The sequence below is a fragment of the Rhodococcus sp. KB6 genome (genome assembly GCF_001445685.1).
GTDB classification, from domain to species: Bacteria; Actinomycetota; Actinomycetes; order Mycobacteriales; family Mycobacteriaceae; genus Rhodococcus_F; species Rhodococcus_F qingshengii.
The window spans coordinates 174,710-199,925 of sequence record NZ_LNAK01000163.1 but is presented as its reverse complement, the minus strand read 5'-3'; the positions used below and the strand labels follow the sequence as shown (position 1 = coordinate 199,925).

General features: G+C 63.7%; 25 protein-coding genes, 1 tRNA gene and 1 other RNA gene. 13 read left to right on the top strand and 14 right to left on the bottom strand.

From position 1 onward, the window contains the following. Positions 1-22 precede the first annotated feature (22 nt). A complete protein-coding gene (locus ASU23_RS31885; protein ID WP_007735453.1) occupies positions 23-1,594 on the bottom strand; it encodes an alpha/beta hydrolase in 1,572 nt (523 codons plus the stop codon). 207 nt (positions 1,595-1,801) lie between these two features. Between ASU23_RS31885 and panB the strand changes: the two genes are divergently transcribed. From panB to pip, 3 genes are read left to right on the top strand one after another with little or no spacing between them, the layout of a single operon-like run. Next, on the top strand, positions 1,802-2,671 hold the full coding sequence (panB, locus tag ASU23_RS31880; protein WP_007735454.1) for a 3-methyl-2-oxobutanoate hydroxymethyltransferase: 870 nt from the start codon (positions 1,802-1,804) through the stop codon (positions 2,669-2,671). Positions 2,672-2,722: 51 nt separating this feature from the next. Continuing rightward, on the top strand, positions 2,723-3,160 hold the full coding sequence (locus tag ASU23_RS31875; RefSeq protein WP_007735455.1) for a hypothetical protein: 438 nt from the start codon (positions 2,723-2,725) through the stop codon (positions 3,158-3,160). Further along, positions 3,160-4,152, top strand: coding sequence for a prolyl aminopeptidase (pip, locus tag ASU23_RS31870; protein WP_058039439.1), 993 nt, complete (start codon positions 3,160-3,162; stop codon positions 4,150-4,152). The genes ASU23_RS31875 and pip overlap by 1 nt, the downstream gene beginning before the upstream one ends. A 4-nt stretch (positions 4,153-4,156) precedes the next feature. On the opposite strand, the gene ASU23_RS31865 is transcribed toward pip, so the two are convergent. The 3 genes from ASU23_RS31865 to rnpB all read right to left on the bottom strand — a co-directional run bounded on the left by ASU23_RS31865 (position 4,157) and on the right by rnpB (position 6,595). Next, entirely contained in the window at positions 4,157-5,566 is a 1,410-nt protein-coding gene (locus tag ASU23_RS31865; protein ID WP_058039438.1) for an RNB domain-containing ribonuclease, read from the bottom strand. Positions 5,567-5,674: 108 nt separating this feature from the next. Next, positions 5,675-5,860 carry a hypothetical protein gene (locus ASU23_RS31860; protein WP_007735457.1) on the bottom strand — a complete coding sequence of 62 codons (186 nt, stop codon included), beginning with the start codon at positions 5,858-5,860 and terminating at the stop codon, positions 5,675-5,677. Positions 5,861-6,180: 320 nt separating this feature from the next. Next, an RNA gene (gene rnpB / locus ASU23_RS32990) (RNase P RNA component class A) lies at positions 6,181-6,595 on the bottom strand. Between the two features lie 54 nt (positions 6,596-6,649). Between rnpB and ASU23_RS31855 the strand changes: the two genes are divergently transcribed. Together ASU23_RS31855 and ASU23_RS31850 are read left to right on the top strand one after the other, a co-directional pair. Next, positions 6,650-7,177, top strand: a complete 528-nt coding sequence (locus tag ASU23_RS31855) for a DUF1697 domain-containing protein (RefSeq protein WP_058039437.1) — start codon at positions 6,650-6,652, stop codon at positions 7,175-7,177. Between the two features lie 28 nt (positions 7,178-7,205). Further along, on the top strand, positions 7,206-8,441 hold the full coding sequence (locus ASU23_RS31850; RefSeq protein ID WP_058039436.1) for an SLC13 family permease: 1,236 nt from the start codon (positions 7,206-7,208) through the stop codon (positions 8,439-8,441). Positions 8,442-8,470: 29 nt separating this feature from the next. Here ASU23_RS31850 and ASU23_RS31845 read toward each other — a convergent pair whose 3' ends face one another. The 4 genes from ASU23_RS31845 to cobC all read right to left on the bottom strand — a co-directional run bounded on the left by ASU23_RS31845 (position 8,471) and on the right by cobC (position 12,617). Further along, positions 8,471-9,610, bottom strand: a complete 1,140-nt coding sequence (locus ASU23_RS31845) for a bifunctional RNase H/acid phosphatase (protein ID WP_030537561.1) — start codon at positions 9,608-9,610, stop codon at positions 8,471-8,473. Further along, the gene (locus ASU23_RS31840) at positions 9,607-10,344 is read right to left on the bottom strand and encodes a zinc ribbon domain-containing protein (RefSeq protein WP_003941604.1); all 738 of its coding nucleotides are present in this window, start codon (positions 10,342-10,344) and stop codon (positions 9,607-9,609) included. Before ASU23_RS31840 ends, ASU23_RS31845 begins: the two co-directional genes overlap by 4 nt. 108 nt (positions 10,345-10,452) lie before the next feature. Next, entirely contained in the window at positions 10,453-11,586 is a 1,134-nt protein-coding gene (locus ASU23_RS31835; protein ID WP_058039435.1) for a Nif3-like dinuclear metal center hexameric protein, read from the bottom strand. Next, complete coding sequence (gene cobC / locus ASU23_RS31830) at positions 11,583-12,617, bottom strand: Rv2231c family pyridoxal phosphate-dependent protein CobC (protein WP_042445751.1); 1,035 nt, start codon at positions 12,615-12,617, stop codon at positions 11,583-11,585. Before cobC ends, ASU23_RS31835 begins: the two co-directional genes overlap by 4 nt. Positions 12,618-12,673: 56 nt before the next feature. On the opposite strand from cobC, the gene ASU23_RS31825 reads away from it, so the two are divergent. The 3 genes from ASU23_RS31825 to ASU23_RS31815 are packed head-to-tail and all read left to right on the top strand — an operon-like array spanning position 12,674 to position 14,834. After that, positions 12,674-13,369, top strand: coding sequence for an HAD hydrolase-like protein (locus ASU23_RS31825; RefSeq protein WP_058039434.1), 696 nt, complete (start codon positions 12,674-12,676; stop codon positions 13,367-13,369). Beyond that, the gene (locus ASU23_RS31820) at positions 13,356-13,847 is read left to right on the top strand and encodes a low molecular weight protein-tyrosine-phosphatase (protein ID WP_058039433.1); all 492 of its coding nucleotides are present in this window, start codon (positions 13,356-13,358) and stop codon (positions 13,845-13,847) included. The genes ASU23_RS31825 and ASU23_RS31820 overlap by 14 nt, the downstream gene beginning before the upstream one ends. Positions 13,848-13,895: 48 nt before the next feature. Further along, positions 13,896-14,834, top strand: a complete 939-nt coding sequence (locus ASU23_RS31815) for an SURF1 family protein (RefSeq protein ID WP_058039432.1) — start codon at positions 13,896-13,898, stop codon at positions 14,832-14,834. Here ASU23_RS31815 and ASU23_RS31810 read toward each other — a convergent pair. From ASU23_RS31810 to ASU23_RS31785, 6 genes are all read right to left on the bottom strand, one after another. Further along, positions 14,775-15,794 (bottom strand): cobalamin biosynthesis protein, encoded by a 1,020-nt coding sequence (locus ASU23_RS31810; RefSeq protein WP_082661516.1) that lies wholly within the window; start codon positions 15,792-15,794, stop codon positions 14,775-14,777. The two genes, ASU23_RS31815 and ASU23_RS31810, sit on opposite strands and share 60 nt — an antisense overlap. A gap of 65 nt (positions 15,795-15,859) precedes the next feature. Beyond that, the gene (locus ASU23_RS31805) at positions 15,860-16,084 is read right to left on the bottom strand and encodes a hypothetical protein (protein ID WP_003941648.1); all 225 of its coding nucleotides are present in this window, start codon (positions 16,082-16,084) and stop codon (positions 15,860-15,862) included. 91 nt (positions 16,085-16,175) lie between these two features. Next, a tRNA-Val gene (locus ASU23_RS31800) sits at positions 16,176-16,247 on the bottom strand. Between the two features lie 32 nt (positions 16,248-16,279). After that, positions 16,280-16,744 carry a peroxiredoxin gene (locus ASU23_RS31795; protein ID WP_003941619.1) on the bottom strand — a complete coding sequence of 155 codons (465 nt, stop codon included), beginning with the start codon at positions 16,742-16,744 and terminating at the stop codon, positions 16,280-16,282. A gap of 35 nt (positions 16,745-16,779) precedes the next feature. After that, complete coding sequence (locus tag ASU23_RS31790) at positions 16,780-17,205, bottom strand: DUF3052 domain-containing protein (protein ID WP_003941575.1); 426 nt, start codon at positions 17,203-17,205, stop codon at positions 16,780-16,782. Positions 17,206-17,382: 177 nt separating this feature from the next. Then, positions 17,383-17,796, bottom strand: coding sequence for a hypothetical protein (locus ASU23_RS31785; RefSeq protein ID WP_223304496.1), 414 nt, complete (start codon positions 17,794-17,796; stop codon positions 17,383-17,385). A 380-nt stretch (positions 17,797-18,176) separates the two neighbouring features. Here ASU23_RS31785 and aceE point away from each other — a divergent pair, with 380 nt between their 5' ends. From aceE to ASU23_RS31760, 5 genes are all read left to right on the top strand, one after another. Next, a complete protein-coding gene (aceE, locus tag ASU23_RS31780; protein ID WP_042445740.1) occupies positions 18,177-21,032 on the top strand; it encodes a pyruvate dehydrogenase (acetyl-transferring), homodimeric type in 2,856 nt (951 codons plus the stop codon). Positions 21,033-21,131: 99 nt separating this feature from the next. After that, complete coding sequence (locus ASU23_RS31775) at positions 21,132-22,460, top strand: CdaR family transcriptional regulator (RefSeq protein ID WP_003941635.1); 1,329 nt, start codon at positions 21,132-21,134, stop codon at positions 22,458-22,460. A gap of 127 nt (positions 22,461-22,587) precedes the next feature. Then, the gene (locus ASU23_RS31770) at positions 22,588-23,496 is read left to right on the top strand and encodes an ACP S-malonyltransferase (RefSeq protein ID WP_082661508.1); all 909 of its coding nucleotides are present in this window, start codon (positions 22,588-22,590) and stop codon (positions 23,494-23,496) included. A gap of 84 nt (positions 23,497-23,580) precedes the next feature. After that, complete coding sequence (acpM, locus tag ASU23_RS31765; protein ID WP_003941649.1) at positions 23,581-23,856, top strand: meromycolate extension acyl carrier protein AcpM; 276 nt, start codon at positions 23,581-23,583, stop codon at positions 23,854-23,856. Positions 23,857-23,863: 7 nt separating this feature from the next. Further along, entirely contained in the window at positions 23,864-25,114 is a 1,251-nt protein-coding gene (locus tag ASU23_RS31760) for a KasA/KasB family beta-ketoacyl-ACP synthase (protein WP_003941591.1), read from the top strand. The last annotated feature ends 102 nt before the right edge of the window (positions 25,115-25,216 follow it).

The following is a 25,216-nucleotide window of genomic DNA, read 5'->3' as shown; positions in this document are numbered from 1 at the left end:
GCAGCGTACGGCGTCGCGCCGGCTAACATGTCAGACCCTCTTCCGGAGCCTTCAAGTAAACGAAGTAGTCGACGACGGCATCGTCGACGCAGGAGTTTCCGTCCAGAACCACCGTGTGTTGGGTTCCGTCGAACGTGATCAGAGCAGCGCCCAACTGCTTCGCGAGATCCACTCCGGCCTGATACGGGGTCGCCGGATCCTGCGTCGTGGACACGACGACCAGCTGCGGCAGACCGGCGTCAGCGAGTGCCTGGGGGTCGAGCGCGTGAGGGCTGCCGGTAGCCGGAACGGGCCAGAACGCGCACAGGTCCAGCGGCGCTTGACCCGTCCCGCGGCCGTCGTCGAGGAACGGCGCCGCCTCGCGGTACCGAGTGTCGGATTCGCCGGCCTCGGCGCGGTCGGTGGTTGCCGGATCGTCCACGCAGCGAATGGCGTTGAACGCGTCGTTGATGTTGGAGTAGCTGCCGTCATCCTCACGGCCTTCGTACATGTCGGCGAGATTGAGCAGCGAGTCGCCGCGTCCGTCGGCCAGACTCGACAGACCCCCACGCAGCGGCGTCCACAACTGTGGCGAGTACAGAGCTTGCTGCACGCCCGTGATCGCGTCGGAATAACTCAGCCCGCGCGGATCGGTGGTCTGTGCCGGCTTCTCGATCAACGGATCGACGAGTGCCTGAAAGCGTGCCTGCGCCTGCGCCGGATCATCACCCAGCGGGCAATCCGTTCGCGAGACACAGTCGGCGACAAAGGCGTCGAACGCGCCTTGGAAGCCCTGCCCCTGCAAGACCACTTCGTCGACCGGATCCTGCTCGGGGTCGAGCGCGCCGTCGAGGACCATCGCTCGGACGTTCTGCGGAAAGGTTTCCGCGTACGTGGATCCGAGCCGGGTCCCGTACGAGAACCCGAGGTAGTTCATCTTCGGATCGCCGAGAACGCCCCGAATGACGTCCATATCTCGCACCACCTCGTAGGTACCGACATGAGCGAGGAACTCCGTACCGGTCCGCTCAGCGCACTTGGCGGCGTAGTCCTTGCTGTCCGCCTCGGCGAGAGCGATGCCCTCCGGCGTCATGTCGACGTTGACCTCCGCACGCTCCGCGTCGGTCTCCTCCGGCGTCAAACACCGAACCTGCGGGGTCGACGCCCCGATCCCCCGCGGATCGAAGCCGATCATGTCGAAACGTTCCTGCAATTCGGTGCCCGAACCCGAGGTCGCCATCGACAGCCCGGACCCACCCGGCCCGCCGGGGTTCAGCAACAGTGAGCCGATGCGGTCGCCGGTTGCCTTCGAACGCGAGATCACCACCTTCGCGGTGTCGCCGTTCGGATTCGCGTAGTCGACGGGAACGCTCACCTCGGCGCAGTCGATCCCACGCCCCAGCGGCGCAGTTCCTTCTTCGACAAATTGGTCGCACGAACCCCAGTCGAGCGTCTGCTCGTAGAATTTCTCGAGGCCGGACGGCACCGCGGACGCGGCAGAACCAGCAGGTTCCACTGATTCGGGCGTGCCTTCCGAACTGGTGCAACCGACAACCAACACGAGCACTGCTGCGCTTCCGGCGAGGGCACCGGAGAGGCGAACGAACTTCGACATGCCATCGATGGTGCCAGGAAACCGCGATAGCCAGCGGTTCGCCTCGTCTCGGCACCTACCTGATACGCGCGCGGTGATGTGACCCATTGCACCCCGTCAACTATTCGTGTCGGCGATGTCCGGTGGCAGACTGAACACGTCATCACCCACACCCGGGGACCCGAAGGCGATCAACGCTCAGGGCCTCGAGGCCAGAAAGGGACAACGATGTCCGAAACACCTCTCTACGGTTCTGTACCCAGTGCAGTTTCTGTACCCACTGCAAGCTCTACCGATGCACCGAAGCGTAAGACGCGCATTCACCACCTCGCCGAGATGAAGCAGAACGGCGAACGCTGGTCGATGCTCACCGCTTACGACTACTCCACGGCACGCATCTTCGAAGACGCAGGCATCCCGGTGCTGCTCGTCGGCGACTCTGCCGCCAACGTCGTCTACGGCTACGACACCACCGTGCCGATCACCGTCGACGAACTGCTCCCGCTCGTGCGTGGCGTGGTTCGCGGCGCGCCGCACGCACTCGTCGTCGCCGACCTCCCCTTCGGCACCTACGAGGGTTCCGCCGAGCAGGCCCTTGCGACTGCGACACGGTTCATGAAGGAAGGCCTCGCGCACGCCGTCAAACTCGAGGGCGGTGAGCGGATGAGTAAGCAGATCGCGGCTATCACCTCGGCCGGCATCCCCGTCATGGCTCACGTCGGATTCACCCCGCAGAGCGTGAACTCGCTCGGCGGATTCCGCGTCCAGGGTCGTGGCGACGCGGCCGAGCAACTTGTGGCGGACGCCATTGCAGTCCAGGAAGCCGGGGCGTTCTCCGTCGTCATGGAAATGGTTCCGGCCGAGATTGCGGGCCAGGTCAGCCGCAAACTCACCATCCCCACCGTCGGCATCGGGGCCGGTTCCGAATGCGACGCTCAGGTACTCGTCTGGCAGGACATGGCGGGTTACACGAGCGGTAAGACAGCCAAGTTCGTCAAGCGTTTCGGTAACGTCGGTGACGAACTGCGTTCCGCAGCCGCAGCCTATGCATCAGAAGTTCGCACTGGCGCTTTCCCGGCCGCAGAACACAGTTTCTGATCCGAGACCGGCGAACGCCGCCTGTCTCTCAACCAGCCAGGGGTGCGTTCAATGATCGGTAACCGTCGAAGTTCTACTGCCGCAGCTGTAGTCGGTGCGGCAGCTCTCGTCACGGTGCTGAGCGGATGCGCGGGAGGGTCCACCAACTCTCCCGCGCCCAGCAGCACTACGCCCGCGAGTTCCACCACGACGGCGCCGGCAACAACCGCGTCCGGTTCGACGTTCACCGACGCTCAGGTCCAGCAGTTGTGCTCGGATATGGAAGGGCAGCTGCAGAACTGGCGGACCGTCACCCCGACGCTCGGCAAGGGCGGACTGAACACGATCGTCATCACGTGGGCGACGCAGAACGGCATCAACCTGCTCGATCTCGCTCAGAACCGCGAAAGCATCGACGCGGCAACCTCAGCCGCGTGCCCCGACGTCCGGAGCGGCGCGATTTCCGCACTCGAGATCCCCGATCTCGCCTCCGGCCTGGTGGGCTTCTGATGACCGACACGTCAGCCACTTCAGGGCAGCCGTCGACTCTCCGGAGTCTGTATCCCCCGATCGAGCCTTTCGTCACCGGCTTCCTCGATGTCGGTGACGGCCAGAGCATGTACTGGGAAGTCAGCGGAAATCCGGACGGCAAGCCGGTGGTGTTCCTGCACGGTGGCCCCGGCGGTGGTGCGCAACCGGCGGTACGCCAGTTCTTCGATCCGGCCGCATACCGCATCGTTCTACTCGACCAGCGCGGCTGCGGGCGGTCCACCCCTCACGTTGCCGACGGCGCCGACCTGTCGGTGAACACGACGGACAAGCTGCTGGCCGACATCGAAGCCCTGCGCGAACATCTTTCGATCGACAAGTGGATGGTTTTCGGCGGGTCCTGGGGTTCCACGCTGTCCATCGCCTACGCCGAAACGTTTCCTACGCGCGTCACTGAGCTGGTCCTGCGCGGGATCTTCCTCCTGCGTCGTAGCGAGATCGACTGGTACTACAACGGCGGCGCGGGAAACATCTTCCCGGAGCGCTGGGACAAATTCCTCGAACCGGTACCCGAGGCGCAGCGCGGCGAAGACCTCGTCGCGGTCTATCACCAACTGCTCCATTCCGAAGACCCCGACGTCGCGGCCCGCGCAGCCATCGCCTGGTCGGCTTGGGAAGGATCGACGAGCTACCTGTACCCACAGGCGGACAAGATCGAACAGAACTCCGAGACCCGGTTCGCCTTGGCTTTCGCCCGTATCGAGAACCACTACTTCGTCAACGGCGGGTTCTTCGACGAGAACCAACTCCTACGCAAAAGCTCCGCACTGCACGGCATTCCGGGGACGATCGTCCAGGGCCGCTACGACGTCGTCTGCCCCGCCACCAGCGCGTGGGCGCTGCACAAGGCGTGGCCCGAATCCAAGCTCGTGATCGTCGACGACGCCGGACACTCCGCCATGGAGCCCGGCATCGCACATCACTTGGTGGAAGCCACCGATTCTTACCGGTAGCTCCCTACGCCGGGAACGTGAATTCCACCGTCCGTTCGACGGTGTCGACGGCGGTGAGTCGCACCTTTGCGCGCTCACCGTCGTCGGGCGTTCCGACGCATTTCGCAATCACCGCGACCGACGGGACAAACACTTCCGCCGAGCGCTTTCCGTCCTTGGCGCGCATCACCACTGCGTCGAAGACCTCGCCGACCCGGCCGTCGAGCAGCGTGGACTCGGTCAGATCGATGCACGCACGGTCGACCTTGTTCGCCAGCGAGTCGGACCCACTCATGATGTCGGGCAGCTCGGGAAGTGCAGTGCGCGCCCATTCCGGTACCGGCGTACCAGCTGTGATCGCCAGACACACCTCGGTGCTGAAACGATCGGACAGTCGGCGCAGCGGAGCAGTCACGTGAGCGTAGGGCGCTCCGATCCCCGCATGCACCGTCAACTCCGGTAGTCGGCCGTCGAAGGCCGCGTAGTCTGCGCCGCGCAGCAACGACGGTGCAACCGACATCAGCGCCATCGTCGACGGCTCGTTGGAATCGAGTCCGGCAAGAATCTGCCCGACGCTTTGCCCCTCCGGCCACGTGATACCCAGCGCCACTGCAGTTCTCCGCAAGGTCCGAACCGCGGACTCCTCGGCCGGCGGCAGCGTGCGAAGCAACCCGATACCTGCGTCGATCATCATGCGGCCGGCACACATTCCGGTCAGCAGCGACACTTCCGCGTTCCAGTCGTCCGCTTCGGTGCGTGGCTCCAGTTCGATCCGCCAGCGAGCCGAGGACTCGTCCTCCGGCTGATCCCGAACCACTGACTGCTCGGGCAGTTTCAGCTCGATGGCACCCCTGGCAACCGCCGAGACACTGCGCAATCGTCCGAACTCCGGTAGTGCGGCGATGGACGGATGCAAGGTTCCCGCGTCGGCATCGCGCTGCACGGTCGAATAGTCCAGACGTGCCACCGATTTCACCAGAGCGCGTCTCACCTGCCACGACGTCGGCTCGGCCTGCGCGTCGAGTTCGATCCGCCACAGCGCGGCGGGACGAACCACGTCCGGCAGCAGACTCGCCGATCCCTCCGACAACGCTCGGGGATGCAGCGGGACGGAACCGTCCGGGAGATAGAAGGTTTGGCCCCGCTTGCGGGTTTCGATGTCGAGAGCGCCACCCGGCGTCACCACCGCCGCGACGTCGGCGATCGCGTAGTGCACGACGTACCCGGTCGAGATCTTCTCGATGTGCACTGCCTGGTCGAGGTCCATCGATCCGGGAGGGTCGATGGTCACGAAGGCGATACCCGTTTCGTCGACACGCCCGGCACCGAAACGATCCACGGCATTCTCGGCCTCGGCCTGCGCCGCAGCCGAGAATGCTCCTGGCAAGTCGAACTCCGCCCGAACCACTCCGAAGTCGATTCCCTGCACCATCATTCGACTTGCGGGCACGCATCCTCCATGATCGGTTCGGGCCGGTGTAGCAGCAGTACCGGTCCCAGTTGTTCGAGTCCCGGCTGTTCCAAGTCTCAGTTATTCCAAGTCTCAGTTGTTCCAGTCTTCGTCTGCCCGATCGGCGGCTTTGTTGCGTTCGGCAGCGATCTTCAATGCATGCTCGGCAGAGTCCCGATCAGGGTACGGCCCCATCCTCGTCAGCGAGGACGCACCCTTTCCCTGCGTGACGGAACCGTCGGACACGTCGAAGTACCAGAGTCGATCTTCATCAGTCATATCCACAGTGTGACATCAGAGTGAGATAGAAGCTTGTAGATCGCTGTGAGACTGATATTCTTTCTACTTGGCCTGGCAGGTGAGAACCGGACATTCGAACGGTGAGTTCTGCTTGAATGCCCAACACAAGCTACGAACAGAAAATGGAGTGCGCATGTCCGCAATTCTTTACGATTACCTCCTCCCGCTCATGGGCCATGACGCGGCAACGTACTGGGCTACGCTGCTGGTCATCAAGCCTGTCTGACAGCTTTCGACCATAAAGAAGACCCCCACCGATCCGGTGGGGGTCTTCTTTGTGCTCTCTTGCAGATCGCGGGCGGACGAGTCGGCGTGTAAGCCGGATCCTGTCCTGCGGCACCGAAGTGCCGAGTGGCGACCATCCATCTGGGCACACCGTCGCCGGGTGCCTCGAGCGGTTCACCCGCAGGCTCGGGCGAGCAGCCCTCGAACACCTGCGCAGCCGCACCGCGAGCGATGCGACCTTCAACCTTGCTCCGGGCGGGGTTTACCTAGCCACCCCGGTCACCCGAGGTGCTGGTGCGCTCTTACCGCACCGTTTCACCCTTACCTGCCTCGAAAGGCAGGCGGTCTGTTTTCTGTGGCACTGTCCCGCGAGTTGCCTCGGGTTGCCGTTAACAACCGCCCTGCTCTGTGGAGTCCGGACTTTCCTCGGCCCCAGGCCTGTGCGCGATACGCGCTGGTTCCAGAAGCCGCGGCCGCCCGGCCAACTCGTCCGCCCCCGTATGCTACCGGGCGCCTGTCGGTGGCCGGCACTATGGTCACCGTATGACTCGGTACGTGGCCCTGCTACGCGGTATCAACGTGGGCGGCATCAACATCAAGATGGCGGACCTGGCGAGAGTCTTCGGTGACCTCGGATTCCAAGGGGTGAAAACCGTGTTGGCCTCAGGCAACGTTCTGTTCGACAGTCCGAACACCGACATCCCGACGCTGAAGAAACAGATCGAATCCGCCCTTGTCCGCGAGTTCGGCTACGAGGCTTGGGTGTTCGTCCTCGACCTTCCGACACTGCAGGCGATCGTGGACAACTACCCGTTCGAGCGCGAACGCGAGGGTTGGCATGCTTATGCGATGGTTGCCTCCGAGCCGGAAATCCTGGAGGAATTGAGCACTGCGGCAGCGCAACTCGATGCCTCGGTCGAGCGTGTGGCGGCAGGCGACGGAGTCCTGTACTGGGAGGTCGAGAAGGGGCAGACCGTCAAGAGCGCGTTCGGCAGGAACACCGGAAAACCGAAGTTCAAGGCGTTCACCACAACCCGAAACCTGAACACGCTCTACAAACTGCTCAAATGACGCTCGCCCCGACACGGAGCACCATCGCGTGACTCTTCTACCGATCCTGCTCGTCGCCCTCGTCCTCGTCTTCGCGATAGTGCGTCCACGCGGGCTTCCCGAGATCGTCATCGCCGGGCCGGCAACTGTCGTCGTTCTCCTGACCGGCGTCGTAACTCTCGACGAAGCCCGCGACGAACTGGCGAGCATGGCACCCACCGTCGTCTTCCTGGTTGCCGTGCTGGTTCTCGCTCATGCCGCCGATGCTCTCGGCGTCTTTCGCTGGGTCAGCCAGATCCTGCAGCAAAAATCCCTCGCCGATCCACACCGGTTGCTGATTTACGTATTCGGCGCCGCTGCCCTGACCACGGCGGTCCTGAGCCTCGACGCCACCGTCGTACTTCTGACACCCGCAGTGATCGCGGCCGCACGATCCATCGGAGCAAGTACGCGGCCCCATTCCTATGCCAGTGCGCACCTGTCGAACTCGGCGTCGACGCTCCTGCCGGTGTCGAATCTGACCAACCTCATCGCGTTTGCTGCAACAGGTTTGACGTTCTTGCACTTCACCGCGTTGATGGCGTTGCCGTGGGTTGTGACGATCGCTGTCGAGTACCTGATTTTTCGACTGTTCTTCCGTTCGGAACTCGCGCGGGGCGACAGCGCCGAACCGCCGGTGGCAGCCAGATCTGCGCCTGCGCCGATTCTGCCGCTGACGGTGATCGGAATGACGCTGCTCGGTTTCGCGGTTTCGGGTTTCTTCGGGATCGAGCCCGCCTGGATCGCGGTGGTGGGTGCGAGTGTCCTGGGAGCGATCGCTCTGGCTCGGCACCGTACGACCGCCGCCAAGATGCTCTACGCTGCCGACCTCTGGTTCTGCGCGTTCGTCCTGGTTCTCGGAATCATCGTCGCCGGAGTCGCGAACGGGCCGGTGGGCGAATGGATTGCGCAGATCCTGCCAGGCGACACCAGCTACGGCTCACTGCTCTTTGTCGCCGCGGTAGCGGCGGTTGCGTCCAATCTCGTCAACAACCTGCCGGCAACCTTGCTGATGATCGCAGCGCTCGGAACGTCGGCACCTCCAGCTCTGGTGCTTGCGATGTTGATCGGCGTCAACCTCGGCCCCAACCTCACCTACGTGGGCTCACTGGCAACGATGCTCTGGCGACGAGTCGCCACCAGCGCGGGCGCACCGCCCACGCTGGCGACATTCACTCTGCTCGGGGTCATCACGACGCCACTGACGCTGCTCGCCGCCGTGAGCGCCCTGTGGTTGGTGATCTGATCAGAGGCTGATCAGCCGTCGGGGCTCTTTCAGCGAAGGTGTGACGTGTCGTTGACCAACCGGACCGAGGCTCCCCCGTCGGGATAGAACTCGGTGATACTCAGCGACGCCAGATCCAGATGCAACCGGTACAGCAACGACGGCCCGGCATCGAGGGCCAGCTGCACCAAAGTCTTGATCGGGGTGACGTGAGAGACGACCAACAGCGTCGCGCCGCCGTAGGTCGAGATCAGGTCGTCACGCGCGGCGACGACTCGTTCGCGTACCTCGTCGAAACTCTCGCCGCCCGGTGGACGCACCGAAGTGTCCGAGAGCCATTCGCGATGCAGGTCCGGGTCACGCTCGGCTGCCTCGCGGAACGTGAGTCCGTCCCAGTCGCCGAAATCGGTTTCGATCAAACCCTTGTGCTCGACGACGGGTAAACCGAGCACGCGGGCCGATGCCTCTGCCGTCTCACGGGTTCTGCCGAGGGGTGAGCAGACGATGGCGTCGATACCGCCTCGGTTCCCGAAGCGTCCGGCTGCGCCGGCAGCCTGCGCGCGGCCCAGTTCCGTGAGCTCCGGATTCCCGCGTCCGGAGTACCGGCGATCGACCGACATCGCTGTCTGTCCGTGACGTAGCAACAACATTCGTGTCGGCTTGCCGGTGGTGGCGATCCATCCCGGAGAGCCGGCGATCTGCGGCTCCGACGTCTCTTCGGACGGCGCGGCAGGTGCAGCAGGTGCGGGGGCCGAAGGTGCGACTGGGCCGGTTTCGATGCCGGCAGCCGCGTCCATCGCCTCGTTGGCAAGACGATCGGCGTGAGAGTTCTCGCCGCGCGGAATCCACGTGTAGGTCACTCGCGAGAACTGCGTCGCCAGCTCGGCAGCGCGCCGCTGCAGCGGAATCATGTCCGGGTGCTTGACCTTCCAGCGCCCGGACATCTGCTCGACGACCAACTTGGAATCCATGCGGACGTCGACCGTCGACGCGCCGAGTTCACCGGCAGCGGTCAACCCGGCGATCAGTCCGCGGTACTCGGCGACGTTGTTGGTCGCGATACCGATGCTTTCCTTGCGTTCGGCCAACACCGAGCGCGAGGCGTCGAACACCACCGCTCCGTAGCCGGCCGGACCGGGGTTGCCCCGCGATCCACCGTCGGCCTCGACGATGACTTGCGAGAGAGTCACAGACCGGACTCCTTGGTACGCACCATGATTGCATTGCACTCTGGGCAACGAACTACGACGTCGGCCGGTGTCGCGGCGATTCGGGAGATCTCGCCGCGGTCGATCTCGATCCGGCAAGCGCCGCATCGGCGTGCCTGCAGAAGCGCCGCGCCCGGTCCGCCCAGGCTGCGCTGCTTCTCGTAGACAGCAAGGAAATCGGCGGGAAATTCACCGACGAGTCGTTCACGATCGGCGGCGCAACGCTCCTGCGCCTTGTCCAGATCAGCGACGGCATCGTCGCGGCGACGCTTGGCGTCGATCAGCTCTTCTTCGGCCTGGGACAGCTGGGCACCGGCGTGATCGTGATCGGCCTGCAACGCCTCACGCTGCTCCATCACTTCGAGCAACTCGTCTTCGAGGAGCCCCTGACGCCGGACCAGGCTGCCGAGTTCGTGTTCGAGTTCGGTGAGCTGCTTCGCCCCGACCGACCCGCTCTGCAAGAGTGTGCGGTCACGATCCTCGCGCTGACGAACCGCGTCGACCTCGCCTTCGAGCTTGCGAATGTCGCGATCGATGTCGTCGATCTGGATTTCGACGGCTACGGACGCGTCTTTACGGCTGATTCGCTCGGCCTCGAGACGTTCGACTTCCTGCTGCTCGGGAAGCGCTCCGCGTCGGTGGGTGATCCGAGTGAGCTCAGCATCCACCCCGGCGAGGTCGAGAAGCTTGGATTGCACCTGTGGTTCGACGTTCACGCTGTATAACTCCTGCTGTAAGTCCGATGTCGGCAGTGCTCGCGAAGGACGGCTCTCGAAGAACTGCTCTTGAATTGTTCGTGCAACCGTACCTTGCAGAGCGCTGCACTAATGCGCACTCAAACACCACGGATCGGTGCGAATTGTCGAAACCCGGCTTTCCCACTCCGGATTGTGGGCAAACGCGGCGTCGAGCACCGATTTCGCCTGTGCGCACCACGGGTATTCACTCGCCCAGTGCGCGACGTCGACCAGAGCCGGGCCACCGGCGCGTAGATGCTCGTCCGCGGGATGATGCCGCAGGTCCGCAGTGACGTAGACGTCGGCGCCCAGTGCCGCCACCACGTCGAGATACGAGTCGCCGGAACCGCCGCACACCGCCACGGTACGAACGGTCGCGTCCGGATCTCCGGCAGCGCGAACACCCCACTCGGTCGAGGGCAGTGAGCGCGCCACTCGCGCGGTGAATTCCCGCAAGTTTTCGGGGTGGTCGAGCTCACCCACCCGCCCCAGACCGAGCGAACTGGGGAACGCTGCGAGTTCGAAGACATCGAAGGCTGGTTCCTCGTACGGGTGGGCGGCACGCAATGCGCCCAGCACCGCACTTCGCTTTCCGCGAGGGGCAATCACTTCCACACGATTCTCGCGAACCTGCTCCACAGCGCCGACGGTCCCGATCGTCGGATTCGCTCCGTCGGCGGGCAGGAACTGACCCGTACCCGTGACGGTCCAACTGCACTGGCTGTAGTCACCGATCCGCCCAGCCCCGGCCTCGAAAAGTGCATCCTGCACGGCCGATGCATTCTCCACCGGAACCATGACGACCCACTTGTCGAGCGGCTGCGTCGGCTTGGGTTCGATCGGACGCAGCACGGTCAGGCCCAGAGCCTGCGCCAACGCGTCGGACACTCCGGGGTCGGCCGAGTCCGCATTGGTGTGCGCCGAGAACAGCGCGCACCCCGCCTTGATGAGCTTGTGAACCAACGCACCTTTGGGTGTGTGAGCACCGACGGTGTCCACCCCACGCAGCAGAAGTGGATGGTGAACGACCAGAAGGTCGGCACCGGAGGCGATGGCGTCGTCGACCACTGCCTCGGTCGGATCCACCGCGAAAACCACTCTCGTCACAGCGTCGGCCGGATCGCCGCAGACCAGGCCGACCGAGTCCCACGATTCCGCCAGGGCCGGCGGATACGCGGATTCCAGCACGGCTATGACGTCCGCAAGGGTTGGGCCACTCACAAGATCTCCTTCATCGCTTCGATCAGTACCGCAACCTGCTCGGCTGGACGGACGGCCACGCGCAGCCGATCCGGGCCGAGTCCGGGAAAGGTGTCGCACCTGCGGACGGCGATTCCGCGGGCACGCAGGTGCTCTCGCATCGTGGCGCCGTCACGGACATCGATGAGCACGAACGGCCCCGCAGCGGGTTCGTGCACGGCAATCCCGATCTCGGTCAGTCGCCGCGACATGTCTCGGCGGTCCACGGCAATCGCGTCGGCTTTGATCCTCGACTGCTCGACGGCAAACGGTTCGCAGCACGCCGTGATGGCCTCGATCTGCAGACTGCCCAATGGCCAGTGGGCTCGGCCGTGACTGAGTCGAGCCAGAAGATCGGGAGAGCCGATCGCGTATCCACACCGCAATCCGGCGAGCGCCCACGTCTTGGTCAGGCTCCGAAGGACCAGTACATCCGCCGACTCGACACCGGCGATGCTCTCCGTTTCGCCGGGGACCGCGTCGCCGAAGGCCTCGTCCACCACCAGGATCCGGCCCGGCTGACGCAATGCCAACACATCGGCCTTGGGGTGAAGCACGGACGTCGGGTTGGTCGGATTGCCCAGAACGACAAGGTCCGCGGATTCGGGTACCTGCGCGGTCCGAAGCTCGAAAGGCGGCTCCAGAATCACTTGAGTCACCGGCACACCGGCCTCTCGCAGTGCCAGTTCCGGCTCGGTGAACGACGGATGGATCAGCGCTGCCGAACGAGTGCCCAGACGCGGCAGCATCGCGAATCCCTCGGCACCGCCCGAGAGCAACAACACCTCTTCGGGCCGGCGCCCGTGCCGCTGCGCGACCGTTTCGCGTGCCTTCAGTTCCGCTGCGGCCGACGGGTACGAACCGAGCGTCGCCAGCCCTGCGGCCAGCCGATCCCGCAACCACTTCGGCGGGCCGGAGCCTTGAACGTTGACGGCAAAATCGAGTAACCCGGGCTCCGCTTCGACATCGCCGTGATGTCGCAAGCTCTCCAGGTCAACCGTTCCGGTACTCACCCGGTCAGCCTACGGTCGAGCACCGTGCGCGGACATCACCCCTGCCATCCGGGACAATGAGTGCCGTGACGACACCACCGCTCGACCGCTTTCCCGTAGTTCTGTTCGATCTGGACGGCACCATCACCGATTCCGCTCCCGGCATTCACGGCGGCTTCCGACACGCGTTGGCAACTGTCGGCCATTCGGAGCCGACGGAATCGATGTTGGCATCGGTGATCGGCCCGCCGATGGTCGACACCTTCAGGTCACTCGGTATGGCCCCGGCGGACGTGGATCGGGCGATCGCCGCGTACATCGAGCGTTACGACGCGACCGGGTGGCAGGAGAACTCGGTGTACGAAGGCATGGACGTCGTCCTGGGTAAGGCTCGCGCGAGCGGCACCCGACTGGCCGTCGCCACCTCCAAGTCGGAGCGATTCGCCATTCGCATCCTCGAGCATTTCGGCCTGGCCGAGCACTTCGAGTTCATCGGCGGCGCGAGTGACGACGGAACTCGTCGGGCTAAACCCGATGTGATCGCGCATTCGCTGACCTCGCTCGGGATCACTCCCGTCCTCGCATCCGACGGCGGAACCCCCGACGTTCTCATGATCGGCGACCGTGATCACGACGTGCTCGGCGCCGCGAAGTACGGCATCCCCACCGTCGTCGTCGAATGGGGCTACGGTTCCGCCGAGGAAGCGCGGCAAGCGTTTCGCTCCGTATCGTCGGCATCCGAACTGGGAGGACTTCTCGATGGCCGCCACTGAACCACTCCACGTGACTGAACCACTCCATGTGGCGTTTGTGTGCACCGGCAATATCTGCCGGTCACCGATGGCCGAAAAGATCTTGCTCGCGCATCTGGACCGTGAAGGCCTCGCCGACCGAGTCCGTGTCAGCAGTGCAGGTACCGAGGGGTTTCACACCGGTAGCGAGGCCGACGAGCGGACCAACGTCGTGCTCCGAGCGGCCGGATATCCGACGGGCCACAGTGCCGCGCAGGTCAATGCAGATCATCTCGCGGCCGATCTGGTCGTCGCCCTCGACACCGGCCATGAACGTGAGCTTGCTCATCTCGGCGTGCCCACCGAGCGTCGGCGCCTACTGCGATCGTTCGACCCCGAGGCTGACGGAGAATCGGTTCCGGACCCGTACTACGGGGATCAGGAGGACTTCGAACTGGTGCGAGACCAGATCGAAGCAGCCATTCCCGACATACTCGACTGGATCCGCGAGCGGGCCTGAACCCGGAGCAAAATTCACTCCCGTTCGGGCAACGGATACCGTGGACGTGTGCGAAGACTGAAATTCCTGTTGCGGCCCGGTTGGTTGGTACTGGCAGCTGTGGTCGGGCTCTTCGCCTACCTGTGCTTCACCGTGCTCGCCCCATGGCAGCTCGGCAAGAACACGAAGACCGAGCACCGCAATGATCTGATCTCGAACTCGATCAACGCGGAGACCGTGCCTATCGGTGACGTCATCGCCGATTCGACGATCGCACCGGACGACGAATGGCGAAACATCACCGCGGCAGGCACCTATCTGCCCGACACCGACATCCTCGTTCGACTGCAGTCCATCGAGGGCGCACCGTCGTACGAGATCCTGACGCCTTTCCTTCTCGACGACGGCCGCACGATCCTCGTCAATCGCGGATACGTTCGGCCGATCAACGGCGCCGAGGCACCGCCCATCGCCGCGCCGCCGACCGATCCGGTCACTCTCAACGGTCGCGTGCGTCTGTCGGAAGGCACCGCGCCCGGCCGAGTTCCGATGTTCGAGGACGGCGCGAAACAGGTCTACTCGATCGACGCACAACCTATCGGCGAGTTCATCGGAACGGACCTGATCGACGCGTACATCCAACTCGAACCCGACCAGCCCGGCGGCCTGGGGACGATCCCTCTCCCCCAACTCGATGCAGGCCCCTATCTCTCGTACGGGTTCCAATGGCTGGCGTTCGGCATCATGGCGCCGCTCGGACTGGCCTACTTCATTCGCGCGGAGTGGCGCGAACGTCGCAAGGAGAAGGCAGCTCAAGCAGCTGTCGACGGCTTCGCAGCGGACGACGCCGCTACCGAGACGACCCCGGAAGCGCCGGTGTCCGCGCCTGCCTCACACCCCGCCGAACCGGCTCGTACCTTCAGCCGTCGCAAGAAGCCGGAGCCGGAATCAGTGCCGCTGACGGCGCAGGAAGCCAAACTTGCCGATCGATACGGCAATACCCGCTGAAATACCCGCTGACACCACAACTGCACTGATCTGCACCGCCGACGAAAGCCTCGCCGCGCGGCGCAGATCGTTCGGCGTCGGCACAGGCCCGCGGCCGAGGACGGGACGCATCTCCACCCCGTGCGCGTACTCGGTCCGACCACCCAACGAAATGCCCAACGCCCCTGCCGCCGACGCTTCCGCGACGCCCGCATTGGGGCTTGGATGAGCCGCTGCGTCGCGTTTCCACGCTGCCAGTGATTCCTGAACCGAGCCGCCCACCACCGGTGCACACGCAGCCGTCAGCGCACCGGTCAGCCGAGCGGGGACGATGTTGACCAGGTCGTCGAACCTCGCCGCAGCCCACCCGAATCTGCGGTATTTCTCGGAGCGGTAGCCGATCATCGCGTCGAGGGTGTTGGCGGCGCGGTAGACGAACAGACCCGGCACGCCCGCAATTGCACCCCAGAACATTGCACCGACGCTTGCATCCGAGGTGTTTTCGGCGACCGACTCCAGCGCTGCACGCGTGAGGCCCTCCTCGCTCAGTACCGATGGATCGCGTCCACACAGTGAAGGGAGAAGCTCGCGCGCTTTCGTCAGGTCGCGATCGACCTGTGACGCCTCCAATCGAGCGGCCATGTCGATGCCGGTGCGTGCAAGCGACGTCCCGCCGAGCACAGCCCAGGTAGCCATCGCTGTCGTACCCGTGACGGCCACCCAACCGGCCCGGCGCGACACTTTTTCGGCTGCGAGCCCAAGTCCTGCGGTGCCGGCCAAGAGCACGGCAACATGAAGTGTTCCGGCCGCGCGCGAGTCCCGGTAGGACATCTTCTGCAGCGCGATAGCCGCGGTTCCGAAGCCGGCAACCGGATGGAACCGCCCCGGATCGGCGAAGACCCGATCCGCGACGAAGCCGAGGAGAAGCCCGGCAGCTCGCGCATTGAATCGAGACTGGGACGAACGAACCGAAATCTGCACGAGCGTAGTTGTAGCAGCGACGCTCGTTCTCTGGCCAACCGTCACGTGTCTGCACGAGCCGATCTCTACCCGTCCCAGTCGATCGTCAGGTAGATCAAGCGGTGCATTCGGTTGATTTCCCAGACACGGGCAATCCCGGTCGCCAGTGCGTCGCTTTGGGAACGAACCCGGATCGTCTGCCCCGGGAACAACGCAACACTGAGACTGGGCATCTCGGCGATGTGTATGTGCGGACGGGTGGGATGCACGCGCGTCGGGTCGACGGCTACTTCGATCACAGAACTGGACATGCGTCCAGAATGGCGTATTGCGGACAATTCGTTGCCGAAAATGAAAAAACCCCGATCTGCGTCGACGCAGATCGGGGCTTGAATTCTTCGGTGGGCGCGGAGGGTTTCGAACCCCCGACCGCTGGTGTGTAAAACCAGAGCTCTACCACTGAGCTACACGCCCGAACTCCCGGTGAGACCCTCACCGGGAGTGCTCTAAGACTCTAGCGCGGCAAGCGCGTTTGCCCAAAGTCCGTGGTCACGGGCTTCTCCGGGGCCGTTCATCTCGGCAAAACGAATGATTCCGTCTTTGTCGATGACAAAGGTGCCACGATTCGCGAAGCCCAACTTGTCGTTGAACACCTCGTACTTCTGAGCGACCTCACCGTGCGGCCAGAAGTCCGACAGCAAGGGAAATGTGTATCCCTGCTCAGCTGACCAGATCTTGTGAGTCGGCGAAGCACCGACAGAAATCGCGAGAATGGCGGTGTCGTCGTTCTCGAACTTCGGAAGCTCGTCACGGACCTTGCAGAGTTCCCCCTGACAAGTCCCGGTGAAGGCCAACGGATAGAAGACCAGCAGAACGTTCTTCTTACCGCGGAAATCTGCTAGCGAGACTTCCTGGTTGTTCTGGTCCTTCAAGGTGAAATCCGGTGCCTGGGCACCAACTTCGAGAGGCATGTGCGATTCCTTGGGAAAGTGCGGAAAGGACCGGGTCAGCGCTTGTTGGCCGGACGAGCCTTCGGCTGAACCAGTCGACTTCCCGACCAGTCACCGAGGTTGGCTGCCGATGTCTGCGTCAGGCCGGCAGTCGGCGCCGATTCGGCGATCTCGCTGGGCTCGACGTGTCCGTCGAGACCGGTCTTGGGAGTGAGAACCCACACGAAGCCTTCGTCGGCGAGGGGCCCGATGGCATCCATCAAGGCATCTACCAGGTCACCGTCCTCGTCGCGCCACCACAGCAGCACGACGTCGATGACCTCGTCGGAATCCTCGTCGAGCATTTCCCCGCCGATGGTTTCCTCAACCGCGGCACGAATGCCGTCGTCGGTATCCTCATCCCAGCCCAGTTCCTGCACCACCATGTCAGTGGTAATCCCGAGTTTCTGAGCGTAGTTCTGGGCATCCGCCGCGGCGACCACGGTGGGGTCCTCCTTTTGTTGATGGTGTGTGGCGACCCCGCACACCTACCGTTTGACGATCAATTAGGGAAAGCGAACATGGTCTGAGGCGTTAGCGCAAGCCGACCACGCCGAAAACTTTCACCAAAGATCGTCTTCTGACACACGGCGAACCTTACGCCTGCGGATTACCGCAGGTCACAGGGATCCACATTCATCGAAGATCGACTTGCGAATCGAATTGCTCGTATCGCTGATCGAATTGATTTCATCGGCCGAATGATCACTCTCGATCACGACAGCAGATGAACGTAGGTTCGCGGCCAATTCGGCGAACAGTCCGGAAAGTTGCGTCGGAAGTTCACTCGAGACCGAGTCGAACCACGAGGCCGTCTCCCTTGCCGAGGAAGCAGCAGCGCTTGCTTCGGCTCTCAGGTCGGTCTCACCATGATTTCCGGCGTCGACGTAGGCATTGAACGCAACCACGTCGTTTTTCGATCGAGAGACCGCTTCCTCACAGATCGCGAAAGCTGCCTCTGCCGCATCTGCCGCCGCTTTCGACGAGGACGCGGCGGCCATCGAAATACTCACCTCGGATTGGTATGCAGCCACGTGCGCTTCATTGGGTACTGCCGATCCGGTCACCGCCGCCGAACATCCCACGATCACCGACAGTCCCACTGCGATCGATCCGACCGAGACCCACGCCCCGACCCTGCCGTAATTGATTTCTTTGTTTATTTTTTCCCACCCCTTCATACGTTCCGATCGATCCCCCAAGCCTGTGACTACGGGGAACCATCACACCCCTGCGTCACGCCGAAAAACGCTACCCGAGAGTAACCAGAGGCGAGGTGTGCCGGACCGACCGGGATGGTGAAAGATGAGGTACGCGCCATATTCACGATGGAAGTGCGTCGGACCTAACAAGGCCTCGATCACCTATGTAAGGACGCCCCACCACGCGTCCCCAAACCAATGAGGAGCACACGTTGTCTGACCTGATCCAGGGTCCCGCGTCCGGGCAGAACGCCGATTCCGGCGCCGCCGGCGAGTCGGGTTCGCCCGCGTCGAATACGCCGGGGGGAACCGACGGTCGCGTTCGCGTCATTCGCGAAGGTGTTGCGTCGTACCTGCCGGACATCGATCCGGACGAGACCACCGAATGGCTCGAATCATTCGACGGACTTCTGGATCGATCCGGACCCACGCGTGCCCGCTACCTCATGCTCCGCATGCTCGAACGCGCCGGCGAGAAGCACGTCGCACTCCCCGCGCTCACTTCGACCGACTACGTCAACACGATTCCGACCGAAAACGAGCCGTGGTTCCCCGGTGACGAAGAGGTCGAGCGCCGCTATCGCGCCTGGATCCGTTGGAACGCCGCGATCATGGTCCACCGCGCTCAGCGACCGGGCGTCGGCGTCGGCGGTCACATCTCCACCTACGCATCCTCGGCAGCGTTGTACGAGGTCGGCTTCAACCACTTCTTCCGCGGCAAGGACCATCCCGGCGGCGGCGACCACATCTTCATCCAGGGGCACGCCTCCCCCGGCATCTACGCGCGCGCCTTCCTCGAGGGCCGGATCCCCGCGGAACAGCTCGACGGATTCCGCCAGGAGAAGTCCCACGCCGACTTCGGCGGCGCACTGCCGTCCTACCCGCACCCGCGGCTGCTTCCCGACTTCTGGGAGTTCCCGACGGTCTCGATGGGCCTCGGCCCGATGAACGCCATCTACCAGGCCCGGTTCAACCACTACCTCAACGACCGCGGCATCAAGGACACCACCGATCAGCACGTGTGGGCGTTCCTCGGCGACGGCGAAATGGACGAGCCCGAGTCACGCGGCCTCGCTCACGTCGCGGCAACCGAAGGCCTCGACAACCTCACGTTCGTGGTGAACTGCAACCTCCAACGCCTCGACGGCCCGGTCCGCGGCAACGGAAAGATCATCCAGGAACTGGAATCGTTCTTCCGCGGTGCCGGCTGGAACGTCATCAAGGTCGTCTGGGGTCGCGAGTGGGATGCGCTGCTGCACGCCGATCGCGACGGCGCACTGGTCAACCTGATGAACGTGACGCCGGACGGTGACTACCAGACGTACAAGGCCAACGACGGCGCGTTCGTACGCGATCACTTCTTCGGACGTGACCCCCGCACCAAGGAACTGGTCAAGGACCTCACAGACCAGGAAATCTGGAACCTCAAGCGCGGTGGCCACGACTACCGCAAGGTCCACGCCGCCTACGCAGCGGCCATGGCACACAAGGGCCAGCCGACGGTCATCCTGGCGCACACCATCAAGGGCTACACCCTCGGTAAGCACTTCGAGGGCCGCAACGCCACGCACCAGATGAAGAAGCTGACGCTGGACGATCTCAAGGCGTTCCGCGACATGCAGCACATCCCGATCTCGGACGCCGAGCTCGAGAAGGATCCGTACCTGCCTCCGTACTACCACCCGGGCGCCGACGCACCCGAGATCAAGTACATGCTCGACCGTCGTAAAGCACTGGGCGGGTTCCTGCCTTCCCGCAACACCGACGCTGCTCCGCTCAAGCTCCCCGAGGACAAGACGTACGACGTCATCCGCAAGGGTTCGGGCAAGCAGGAAGTCGCCACCACCATGGCGATCGTGCGCATCCTCAAGGAACTGTTGCGCGACAAGGAAATCGGCAAGCGCATCGTGCCGATCATCCCGGACGAGGCTCGCACGTTCGGTATGGACTCGTGGTTCCCGTCGCTGAAGATCTACAACCGCAACGGGCAGCTCTACACGTCCGTCGACGCCGAACTCATGCTCGCCTACAAGGAGAGCCCGATCGGCCAGATCCTGCACGAGGGCATCAACGAGGCCGGTTCGACGGCTTCGTTCACCGCAGTCGGCACGTCGTACGCCACCCACGGTGAACCGATGATTCCGCTGTACATCTTCTACTCGATGTTCGGTTTCCAGCGCACCGGCGACGGCCTGTGGGCGGCTGCCGACCAGATGGCTCGGGGATTCGTTCTCGGCGCAACCGCCGGTCGTACCACTCTGACCGGTGAAGGTCTCCAGCACGCCGACGGACACTCCCTGCTCCTGGCATCCACCAACCCCGCAGCTGTCACGTACGACGCCGCGTTCTCGTACGAGTTGGCGCACATCGTCAAGGACGGCTTGCGCCGCATGTACGGCGGCACCGAGGGCGTCGACGGTTTCGGTGGCGAGAACATCTTCTACTACCTGACCATCTACAACGAGCCGTACGTTCAGCCGGCCGAGCCCGAAGGTCTCGACGTCGAGGGCTTGCTCAAGGGCATCTACCTCTACAAGACGTCCGAAGCATCGGGCCCGAAGGCACAGATCCTCGTCTCCGGTGTCGCGATGCCCGAGGGGCTGCGCGCGCAGAAGCTGCTCGCCGACGAATGGGGCGTCTCGGCCGACGTCTGGTCGGTCACCTCCTGGGGTGAGCTGCGCCGCGAAGGCGTCGAATGCGAACGTCAGGCGCTGCTCAATCCGTCCGAGGATGCTCCGGTTCCCTTCGTCACCACGGCGTTGTCGTCGGCCCAAGGCCCCGTCGTCGCGGCTTCGGACTGGATGCGGGCGGTCTCGGACCAGATCCGTCAGTGGGTTCCCGGCGACTACACCACGCTCGGCACGGACGGGTTCGGGTTCTCCGACACCCGCACCGCTGCGCGTCGCTACTTCAACGTCGATGCCGAATCCATCGTCGTTGCCGTGCTGATCGGTTTGGCGAAGGAAGGATCGATCGAGCGGTCGAAGGCCGTCGAAGCAGCGAGCCGATACCGCATCGACGACGTGAATGCTGCTCCCGAGCAGACCGGGGACACCGGTAGCGCCTAAGTCGTAGGGCAACAGTCCCAGCGATCGAAAACAGACCTACGCCCATCGCCGCGGGTGTCATCTCGACATCCGCTGCGGCGATGGGCGTAGGTTTTTCTCATGCCCGAACCTGATCCCGAGAAACCCGAAGAGGGCGTACGCCGCACTCGACCACAGTCGTCCGGGTTGCAGGCTGTACTCGCCCGCCGTCGTCAGGTTCGCGATCCACTTCCAGAAGCCTTGCTCCGCCGCGTCAAACAGTTCTCCGGCCGGCTCTCCACCGAGGCCGTGACCGTGATGGAGGAGCAGCTTCCGTTCTTCGACAGTCTCGACGCTTCGCAACGCGCCGACGTTCAACTGTTGGTGCAGACGTCGGTGGTGAATTTCCTGGAATGGCTGCGGCAACTCGACTCGGAGATCAGCTTCGGATACGAGTCGTTTCCGGTCATCCCTCAGGATCTTGCTCGACAGCTCACGCTGCGCCAGACCGTCGACATGGTCCGGGTGGCGATGGAGTTCTTCGAGAAATGGCTGCCGGCTCTCGCCCGCAACGATCAGCAGCTGATCGCGCTGACAGAAGCCGTCCTGCGCTACGGGCGTGAACTCGGTTTCGCAGCAGCGACGGTGTACGCAAGCGCTGCCGAGTCGCGGGGTGCCCTGGACACGCGACTGGAAGCGCTCGTCGTCGACGCCGTCGTGCAGGGAGACACCGGCTCGGACATGCTCTCTCGCGCCGCCACCTTGAACTGGGATGCCACGGCTCCGGCCACCGTCATCGTCGGGTCTCCCCCGCCGGACGAGCGGGTCTCGGTTGCCGGCACCGTCCACGCGACTGCCGCCGCGCACGGGCGCGCTGTTCTCGCCGTGGTGCAGGGTCCGCGACTGGTGATGATCGTCAGCGGGGAACTGAGTAGCAAGACGGAAGGCAGCCAATTCCTTCAAGACCTGCTCATGAGTTTCGCCGACGAGCCGGTGGTGATCGGCCCGACGACACCCTCGTTGAGCGCAGCGCACTTCAGTGCGTCCGAAGCTCTGGCGGGAATCAAGGCTGTTGCCGGGTGGCGCGGCGCACCTCGTCCCGTTTTCGCGACTGAACTGCTCCCGGAACGGGCACTACTGGGAGACGCCGCTGCCGTGAAGGCTCTTCGCGATTTCCTTGTCGCACCTTTAGCTGAATCCGGCACAGTCTTGACCGATACTTTAGACAGTTATCTCGACTGTGGAGGTGCGGTTGAGACTTGTGCACGTCTTCTGTTTGTTCATCCAAATACCGTTCGGTACCGCTTGAAGCGAATCGCGGAAGTTACCGGCCGGGATCCAACGAATCCACGCGACGCGTATGTACTACGGATCGCCGCTACCGTGGGCCGATTGACACAAATCGATCTCAAATCGAACAATTCGGTTACTTCAGTCACATCTTTAACATCCGGACAAACAAACCTGTAACCCCTGAGCGTCCAATTTCGATGGCCGAGCGCGACGTGGGATTTTGTGGGAACCCTACAAAACACTTCGCCAGAGTTCATCGCGACCGACATCTCGCAGGTCGCTCGCGGCGGTGTTCTCTTAATAAGTGATTTCGTTGCTCGCCCCGGGACAGGGCTCTCAGACACCCGGCATGCTCGGCCCCTGGCTGGCACTGCCCGGAGCACAAGACCGCCTCGAAGTGTGGTCGAAGGCAGCCGGCCTGGACCTCGTCCGACTCGGCACGACCGCGACCGCCGAAGAAATCACCGACACCTCGGTAACCCAGCCCCTCGTCGTTGCCGCTGCTCTGCTGGCATACGAGGAAATCGAATCACGTGGGCTCCTCGGCGCCGACGTCATCGCCGCCGGCCATTCGGTGGGTGAACTTGCCGCTGCTGCGGTCGCCGGTGTTATCTCCGCTGACGACGCGGTCGCGCTTGCCGCCCTCCGTGGCGCCGAGATGGCCAAGGCTTGTGCGCTCGAGCCCACGGGCATGTCAGCCGTTCTCGGTGGAGACGAAGCCGAAGTGCTCGCACGAATCGAAGAACTCGGGCTGGAAGCAGCCAACCGCAATGCGGCCGGCCAGATCGTGGCGGCCGGACTGCTCACCGCGCTCGAAGAACTCGCAGCAAACGCACCCGAAAAGGCCCGAGTCCGCGCACTACCCGTCGCCGGAGCTTTCCACACCCGCTTCATGGCGCCGGCGCAGGACGCCGTCGCAGCTGCTGCCGCCAAGATCACCCCTTCCGATCCGACGCGCACGCTGCTTTCCAACTCGGATGGCGCACCCGTCTCCTCGGGCGCCGACGCCCTCACCAAGCTTGCCGCGCAGGTAACCCGCCCCGTTCGTTGGGACCTCTGCTCCGCGTCGTTGCGGACAGCAGAAGTCAGCGCGATCGTGGAACTCCCGCCGGCCGGAACCCTCGTCGGAATTGCCAAGCGTGAAATGCGTGGCACACCGACGGTGGCCCTCAAGAACCCGGAGGATATCTCCGCACTGTCCGAGCTGACCTAGCTCGGACGCCCACCCGGCCGATCAGCCCGAACGGCGGCCGGACGTTTCACCCCACCTCAATCGATCAAGAAGGGAGCCACACCAGTGGCCCACACTCAGGAAGAAATCATCGCGGAACTCGGCCAGATCGTGGAGGAGGTCACCGGTATCGAGCCTTCCGAGGTCACCGTTGACAAGTCCTTCGTGGACGACCTCGATATCGACTCCCTGTCCATGGTCGAGATCGCCGTACAGACCGAAGACAAGTACGGCGTGAAGGTCCCCGACGAGGATCTTGCAGGTCTGCGCACCGTCGGCGACATCGTCGCGTACATCCAGAAGCTCGAAGCCGAAGGCGCCGAAGCCAAGAACGCAGAGTGAGCCGACCGTGACTTCCGCTTCTACCCGCAAAGGGAAATTCCCCGACATCGTCGTCACGAGCCTCGCGACGTCGACCTCGGTGGCTGGTGATGTGGATGGCACGTGGAAGGCGCTCCTCGCCGGCGAAAGCGGCATCGGAATCCTCGATGACCCGTTCATCGACGAGTTCGACCTTCCCATTCGCATCGGCGGGCACCTGAAGGTTTCACCGGACGAGGGCTTGTCCCGCGTCGAAATTCGACGGATGAGCTGGGTGGAACGCCTTGCCCTCACGTTGAGTCGCACGGTCTGGAGCAACGCCGGCAGCCCTGAAGTCGATCAGGACCGCCTGGCCGTTGTCATCGGCACCGGACTCGGCGGCGGCGACACGCTCATCGACGCCGTCGACAAGCTCCGTGGCGGCGGATACCGCAAGGTGTCCCCGTTCTCGGTGCAGATGGTCATGCCCAACGGACCGGCCGCAACGGTCGGACTCGAACTCGGGGCCCGCGGTGGCGTCATCACTCCGGTGTCGGCATGTTCATCAGGTTCCGAGGCAATTGCTCACGCTCACCGCATGCTTGTCATGGGTGACGCGGACATGGTTGTGGCTGGTGGAGTCGAGAGCTTCATCGACGCCGTTCCGATCGCGAGCTTCGCCATGATGCGTGCGATGAGCACCAACAACGACAATCCGGCCGCAGCTTCACGTCCTTTCGACAAGGACCGCGACGGATTTGTCTTCGGCGAAGCCGGCGCCTTGATGATCCTCGAAACCGAGGAGCACGCAAAGGCACGCGGGGCAACGATTCACGCCCGCCTGCTTGGTTCCGGAATCACTTCGGACGGGTACCACATCGTGGCACCGCATCCGGAAGGCCTGGGCGCGGCGCGAGCCATGACCCGAGCAATCGAGATGGCCGGACTGACGAAGTCCGACATCAAGCACATCAACGCCCACGCCACTGCGACGCCGATCGGTGACATCGCAGAGGCAAAGGCAATCAACGCAGCGGTCGGCAATCACGCTGCGGTGTACGGCCCGAAATCCGCGCTGGGACACTCGATCGGCGCTGTCGGCGCCCTCGAATCAGTCCTCACGGTTCTGGCAGTGCGTGACGGGATCATCCCGCCCACGCTCAATGTTGACAGCCAGGATCCAGAAATCGATCTCGATGTCGTCAAGGGTGAACCCCGAACCGGCTCTTTCGATTTCGCACTGAACAACTCGTTCGGTTTCGGTGGGCACAATGTCGCGCTCGCCTTCGGTCGGGCCTAGCCCGAACCGCGGTTTGCACCTGTCCGCGGGTGTCGTTGCAACACAACGTCACCCGCGGACAACACCGACCTTTCGTTCCACCCAAGGCTCGTACTGAAGGAG

Bases quoted from the DNA above. Each gene is read 5' to 3' on its own strand.
- ASU23_RS31775 (WP_003941635.1), top strand. From the start codon at position 21,132: ATGCCCGAACCTGATCCCGAGAAACCCGAAGAGGGCGTACGCCGCACT.
- panB (WP_007735454.1), top strand. From the start codon at position 1,802: ATGTCCGAAACACCTCTCTACGGTTCTGTACCCAGTGCAGTTTCTGTA.
- pip (WP_058039439.1), top strand. From the start codon at position 3,160: ATGACCGACACGTCAGCCACTTCAGGGCAGCCGTCGACTCTCCGGAGT.
- ASU23_RS31865 (WP_058039438.1), bottom strand. From the start codon at position 5,566: ATGATGGTGCAGGGAATCGACTTCGGAGTGGTTCGGGCGGAGTTCGAC.
- ASU23_RS31885 (WP_007735453.1), bottom strand. From the start codon at position 1,594: ATGTCGAAGTTCGTTCGCCTCTCCGGTGCCCTCGCCGGAAGCGCAGCA.
- ASU23_RS31805 (WP_003941648.1), bottom strand. From the start codon at position 16,084: ATGTCCAGTTCTGTGATCGAAGTAGCCGTCGACCCGACGCGCGTGCAT.
- ASU23_RS31825 (WP_058039434.1), top strand. From the start codon at position 12,674: ATGAGTGCCGTGACGACACCACCGCTCGACCGCTTTCCCGTAGTTCTG.
- ASU23_RS31795 (WP_003941619.1), bottom strand. From the start codon at position 16,744: ATGCCTCTCGAAGTTGGTGCCCAGGCACCGGATTTCACCTTGAAGGAC.
- ASU23_RS31820 (WP_058039433.1), top strand. From the start codon at position 13,356: ATGGCCGCCACTGAACCACTCCACGTGACTGAACCACTCCATGTGGCG.
- ASU23_RS31855 (WP_058039437.1), top strand. From the start codon at position 6,650: ATGACTCGGTACGTGGCCCTGCTACGCGGTATCAACGTGGGCGGCATC.
- ASU23_RS31860 (WP_007735457.1), bottom strand. From the start codon at position 5,860: ATGACTGATGAAGATCGACTCTGGTACTTCGACGTGTCCGACGGTTCC.
- ASU23_RS31875 (WP_007735455.1), top strand. From the start codon at position 2,723: ATGATCGGTAACCGTCGAAGTTCTACTGCCGCAGCTGTAGTCGGTGCG.